This is a genomic window from Clostridium algidicarnis DSM 15099, assembly GCF_002934235.1.
GTDB classification, from domain to species: domain Bacteria; phylum Bacillota; class Clostridia; order Clostridiales; family Clostridiaceae; genus Clostridium_L; species Clostridium_L algidicarnis.
Genome location: NZ_PTIS01000025.1, coordinates 23,622 through 30,298, shown reverse-complemented (window position 1 = coordinate 30,298; position 6,677 = coordinate 23,622). Strand labels below are relative to the sequence as shown.

Genomic DNA, 6,677 nt, shown 5'->3' with positions numbered 1-6,677 from the left:
AGAATTCAACCTCTTTTTCATTTACATTTATACTTGATACCTTCAAACTATGATATAAGCTTAAATTTAATTTATTTAAGTTTTTATTATTAATTATAATGTCCATATTACAATCATTAAAAATTCTATCTTTTAACTTCAACTTCATATTATAACTTTCAATTGTAAATCCTTCACTAAGATTAGACTCTTTCTCGTAGTTTTCATTAATATTGTCTTTTAGAATAAAATACCTGTCGGGATTATACTTTGAACCTACAAAAAGGCAAGAAAAAATAGCAACTATTAAAAAGCATAATATTATTTTATTTCTAAACTTCAAAAATTGTAAATCTTTAATGTTATATATTAAATACATTGCCAGTAAGCCTATTAAATTCCAAAGCATAAAATGATAAAGCGTTAGTTTATCTAAAGAAAACAACTCAAAAGTGCTTGATAATGGATCGAATTTCATAATTGGCGTAAGTATATTAGGTTCTTTAAAGAAATTATTTGTACCTAGAAAAAATAAGATTATTAGTACATAAGAAAGAATTCTATATCTGAATTTTGACATTGTTTCACCAATTAATAGGCCAATGGCACTACAACAAAAAAGCCCAGTAAATATATTTAATAAAAACATAGAAATTAGATACAAGGAATATTTAAGGGGTGCTTTTGCTATAATTGCAACTCCAACTAATATTAGAACATTAACTATTATTATAGCTAAATTTATAACTGCACTTGTGAAAAACTTACCTAAAAATCTTTCCTTTTTAGAAATATTAAGCACATGAAATATCTCCTGATCGCTACTACTTATTATTTCATTTATTATCAAGATTGGTATGTATATTAAATTGATTGGTAGCCAAGAGGTCTTTAAAAATGTAATAAGATTTAGGTGAAATGCACCAGATATCCTTGAAGCCCATAACTGTTGCTGGATGCCAAATAGGAATAATATCATCATAATAATTATGATGAAAATTCTGTGCAAATTTAAAAAGTTATATCTTATTAGTGCTTTAATCTTTCTCATAAATTCCTCCTATATAAGGTAAGAAGTTAACTTAATATTAACTTCTTACCTTGTTAATTTATTCTTTATAAGTATTACTTTATTCAGTCATTGAATATCCATATAATCCATCAGTTGTTTTTCTTTTAATGTATGTTGTAACATATTACCATTTACATGTAAACAATTACCTCTATTATATTTTCTGTTTAAGTTTCTTTCTGATTAAGTTATGTTTGACTTGTTTTAGAAATGGCCTAATAAAGCAAAAAAAACATGTGTAGGTTCATATCCCTACACATGTTTTTTTATCTTGGTGCGACAGGCAGGACTTGAACCCGCAGCAGCTCGGTTCGTAGCCGAGTCCTCTATCCAGTTGAGGTACTATCGCATATTTTAAATTTATTATATATAACTAACAAAACTATATTACCATAAAACTATGTACAAATCAATATATTTTGCCTTTTATACATGCAATATGAAATCTCTAATGCGTTTAAAAAGGTAGCTACCAAATGCGGTAGCTACCTTTGAATTTAAATTATTATTTTAGTGACTCATAATCTTTTAAACTAGTACTAACCTTAGATGACAAGAATATAAGTGCTATAAGATTAGGTATAACCATAAGTCCATTGAATGTATCTGCAAGTTCCCAAACTAAATCAACTTTTAAAGCAGACCCAGCTACTATGCATATTAGAACTAAAACTCTAAATATATTTAAATGTTTACTTCCAAAAAGATACTTTACGTTTGCTTCTGCAAAGAAGTACCAACCTATTATAGTGGAAAATGCAAAGAATAATAAACATAAAGCAATAAACACATTTCCAAAGTTACCTAAACTCTTAAATCCCATGGAAAATGCATTTTGTGTAAGTTCAATTCCTGTAGCTCCTGTATCTAGAGCACCTGTTGATAATATAACTAAAGCTGTCATAGTAAGAACTATGAATGTATCTAAAAATACACTAACTATAGCTACTGTACCTTGTTCTCCAGGATGATTAACCTTTGCTACAGCATGAGCATGAGGTGTGGATCCCATACCAGCTTCATTAGAAAATAATCCTCTTGCAACACCGTATCTAACAGCTTGCTTAACACTAACTCCTATAGCTCCACCTAAAACTGCTTCAGGTTTAAATGCCCCAACAAATATCATTTTAAATGCTGGTAATACGTTAGCATAATTTAAAACTAATATTATAAGTCCACCTAGTAAGTAAAATGCTGCCATTAAAGGTACAACCTTTTCAGTAACAGATGCTATTCTGCCTACTCCACCTATAAATATAAATCCAGCAATTACTGCAATTACTACACCTACTATAACTGGATTTAATCCAAATGCAGTATTAAAAGCTACCCCTATAGAATTTGATTGAACCATGTTTCCCATAAATCCTAATGCAAATATTATAGCCACTGAGAAGAATCCAGCTAAAAATTTACTATTTAAACCTTTACTTATATAATATGCAGGTCCTCCTGTAATCTCTCCATCAACTCTTTGTTTGTATAATTGAGCTAATGTTGCTTCTGCAAATATAGTTGCCATTCCAAAGAAAGCACTTACCCACATCCAAAATATAGCTCCAGGTCCACCAGATACTATAGCTGTTGCTGCTCCTGCAAGGTTTCCTGTTCCAACTTGAGCTGCTATAGCTGTACTTAAAGCTTGGAAAGATGACATACCATCTTTACCTGCTCTTTCACCTTTTAAATTTAATCCCCCAAATACTCTTTTCCAACCTTCTTTAAACTTTCTAACTTGTACAAACTTAAGTTTAATTGTAAAAAATATTCCTGTACCACAAAGTAAGAAAATTAGTACATATCCCCAAAGAACGTCATTAATACTTTTAACTATAGATAATAAATCCATAATTACTCCCCCTTTATATAACTTATAAATAAATGCTTTGATTGTTAAAAATATGCATATCTTATACCCTAATTATACGTTTAATAAGAATAACATACCAATTCATTTTTTTAATAGTCTTAATAGACAGACTTAATGTAATATTCTAAACCATATTGATATTTATGCATTTATGGGGGAATATATGAATATTTATTTATGTTAATTCAATCTTAACAAAGCTTCCCATTTTACCACCAGAATAATTATCTACAATTAATTTTATAGGCACTCTATTTTTAAGATCTTCTACATGACTTATAAGCCCTATGGATAATTTATCTGACCTTAGTGACTCAAGTGAACTTATTACTGTATCTATTAATGAATTATCTAAGCTACCAAACCCTTCATCAAGGAAAAAGAATTCTAAAGGAGCACTTCCTTTAAGCTGAATTTGCGAAGATAATGATAAAGCTAAAGCAAGTGATGTTAAAAAGGTTTCTCCACCAGATAGTGTACTCGCAGATCTCCTATAACCTCCATTAAAATCATCCCTCATTATGAATCCTCCATTCTCATCAAGCTCTAGAGCATATCTTCCCCTTGTGATATCTTTAAGCCTTTTAGATGCTTCTATACATATATATTTAAGCTGACTTTGTGCTACGTATTCAACAAATTTATTCCCTTCTATAAGCTTTGTAAGTTCATCTAAGTTACTACATAAATATGCCATACCTTTCTGATCCTCTTGTATCCTTTTAAGTTCCTTTAAATCTCTTTTCATATCTTTTAGGACTTGATCCTTTGACGCTATAGACTTTATTAATTCTTCTAATCTGTCACTTAAATAGCTTCTTTTACACTTAACTTCTTCAAAAAACTCTTTATTTATATCTTCTCCATTTAATTTTAAATTTATATTTTTGATATTTGATTGTACATCATTTAACAATCTTTCGTGATTTTCAATTTCATTTTCTAATGCAATAATTTTTGTTTCATCTAAAACAAATGTTATTACTTCTTCTTTTGATTCAAATTGGTTTTCTTTTAATGCATTTAATAAGTTATCTTGGCATTTTATCATTTTGTCTTTGAGATTTATCATGTTCTGCTTTAATGATATGTAATTATCATTAAGGCTTATCTTCTTAACATTTAACTCTTCTAATAATCTTTTTAAATCAGCTTCCTCAGTAATTATAAATTGTTTTTTATCTATAATCTCTTTTATATAACTTTTAGCATCCTTTCCATCTGTAAGTATTTCTCTTTCAGAAACGTATTTATCTAATATTGATTTCTTTTCTTTACCTGCCTCTTCTATTTTAGCCTTTTCAATATTTAATGAGTTTATATCCCTTTTATATTGCTCATTTTCCTTTTGATATTTATCCAATCTTTGCTTTAACTCTTTATTTTCATTTTGAAATCTAGATAATAACTTATCCTTTTCTGTTATACTTTTGCTTTCTAACATGAAATCCTCTATGTTAATTTCTTCTGTTATATCTTTTAATATACTATCTGAGGATTTTATATTTTCTAAAATTTCATCAATATCTTCTTTGATATTACTTAAACTCTTTTCTTCAGAATTTAGCTCTGATTTTATCTTTTCATAATTAAGTTTCTTTATTGATAAAATATCTTTCTTTTCTTTTAATTCATCTTCTAAACCTTCTTTTTCCTTTTCATGAAGCTCTCTAGATTCTTTAATCTTTTCATGCTCTTTTTTAAAATCTTCATAATACTCATAAATCTCTTCTGATGATGGTACCTTTCCCTCTAAATCAATAAAATCATTTAAATTTAAAGATTCTAATCTAAACTTCAACTTTTTAAGTTCACCTAAATAAGTCTCTTCAAGTGTCTGATTTTTAATTATATTACTTTCTATATCTTTTAAATCATTTTCTACCTTTAATAATTCACCTTCATATCCTTCTTTTAAATTATTACTTTCTAGTATTAAACTTTCATCCTTACTTTCTGCGTACTTAATATGATGGGTTGATCCACATACAGGACAACTGTCACCTTCCTTTAAATCTTCTAGTATGCTATATGCTAAATTTTCTTTATTTAAACTTTCAATTTCTTTAGTAACCTTATTTAATTTAACCTTTAATAATTCCTTTTGATTTTCTAAGTCCACCTTTTTATAACTTATTTGTACATTCCTTATCTTAATTGATTCAATATCACCTTCAATTTTATTGGTGGAAGTTATTATTTCCTCATACTGAGTCACTGCCATACTAAGATAAGTATCCTTTTTTTCAAGATCCACGCTGTTATCTTTATCTTTACTAAAATTATTTTCTATAGCTTTTAACTTTTGCTCTATTTCATTTATGTCTTTTTCTATATTTATAATGATATCCTCTAATAAAACCTTCTCTTCTTTACATTTCGCTAGGTCTTTATAAATTTTGTTATATCTATTTTGTAACTTATCTTTTTCTTCTCCCTTTTTTACCCTTTCCATATATATAATAGATCCTTTTAATACCTTTGCCCTTATTTCTGGATCCACCCTACAGTCCTCAATTTTATTTTCTAAATCCTTTATTGATGCACTGCTTTCACTAATTATTATTTTAGTTTTTTCTTCTAGAAGATTTAACTTGTTTAACTTATCTCGTATAATAATAAAGTTATATCTTAATTCATCTCTATCTCTTTTTAAATCTTCTATGACCTTTTCTAGATCTAATGCCCTTTTAACCTGTGTTTCTTTTTCTATAAGTATTGGAAGTTCTTTATCTTTTAATATAAGTGCCTCTTCATAGGACTTTTTAGATTTTTCTATGTCTTTTTCTAAATCCTTTAAACTTAACTCTGTAGATGTATATTGTTTTTTTAAGTTTAGTAATGATTCCTCTGTTTCTATATAATCATCTATAAATGGCTTAACCAAATTAGCTCTTCTACCTTTAGCAACCTTACAGGACTTTTCATCCATAACACACTTTTCTTTTAATAATTCTTTTTGCTTATCTTCATAATTTAAAAGCTCACTTTTTAGCGACCACAAATTATTATAGTGTTCATATTCCTTATCTATATTTTCCTTTTCATTTCTGATTGAAACTTCCTTTGCTTTTAGTAGGTTTATTTCATCTTCTATTAACTTGTAATTTTCTTTAGATACACCTCTTACATTTATAGAATCAATTCGAGTGTTTAGTACACTTAATTCTTCATTTCTTATTTTTCTCTCTTTCTTAATCTTGTCTGACAATACTATTCCATATTTTTTAAGATTAAAAATCCTCTCTAACATATTCCTTCTGTCTACCCCAGATAACTTTAAAAAATCACTAAACCGTCCTTGTGGAAGTACCACAGACCTTGTGAAATCTTCTGATTTAAGACCTATTATCTCTTCAACCTTGGCTTTAACCTCTCTTGCGCCTTCTGCAATTGGTATTAAGCCTTCACCATTTTTCTCTAAAAGTCTACAAGTTTTTAATTTATAAAGTCCATTTTTATCTTTATTTACTACTCTATCTGCTATATATATCTTTCTGTAACCAGCGGATCCAATTTCAAACTCATAGCTAACACTTACACCATTACAAAAACTATTTATATATTCTTTTGAATCTCTTGATATATCACCGTAAAGTGCTAGGGTTATTGCATCCAATATAGTAGATTTTCCACTTCCTGTAGGTCCAAATATACCAAATAAACCTTTAGCTGTTAATATTTCAAAATCAATTGTTTGTTCTTCTACAAAACTATTTAACCCTTTTATTATGAGTTTTCTAGGCTTCATAT

Annotated in this window: 3 protein-coding genes and 1 tRNA gene; all 4 read right to left on the bottom strand. The window is 28.0% G+C overall.

Going from position 1 to position 6,677, the window contains the following annotated elements; genetic code table 11:
• Positions 1-1,030 (bottom strand): hypothetical protein (locus BD821_RS12640; RefSeq protein WP_104410784.1); only part of this gene is annotated, 1,030 nt, incomplete at its 3' end.
• A gap of 293 nt (positions 1,031-1,323) precedes the next feature.
• A tRNA-Arg gene (locus tag BD821_RS12635) sits at positions 1,324-1,400 on the bottom strand.
• 156 nt (positions 1,401-1,556) lie between these two features.
• Positions 1,557-2,903 (bottom strand): alanine/glycine:cation symporter family protein, encoded by a 1,347-nt coding sequence (locus BD821_RS12630; protein ID WP_104410783.1) that lies wholly within the window; start codon positions 2,901-2,903, stop codon positions 1,557-1,559.
• Positions 2,904-3,099: 196 nt separating this feature from the next.
• Positions 3,100-6,675 (bottom strand): SbcC/MukB-like Walker B domain-containing protein, encoded by a 3,576-nt coding sequence (locus tag BD821_RS12625; RefSeq protein WP_169994213.1) that lies wholly within the window; start codon positions 6,673-6,675, stop codon positions 3,100-3,102.
• Positions 6,676-6,677 lie beyond the last annotated feature (2 nt).

Coding starts and splice junctions, on each gene's coding strand:
- BD821_RS12630 (WP_104410783.1), bottom strand. CDS start 2,903: ATGGATTTATTATCTATAGTTAAAAGTATTAATGACGTTCTTTGGGGA.
- BD821_RS12625 (WP_169994213.1), bottom strand. CDS start 6,675: ATGAAGCCTAGAAAACTCATAATAAAAGGGTTAAATAGTTTTGTAGAA.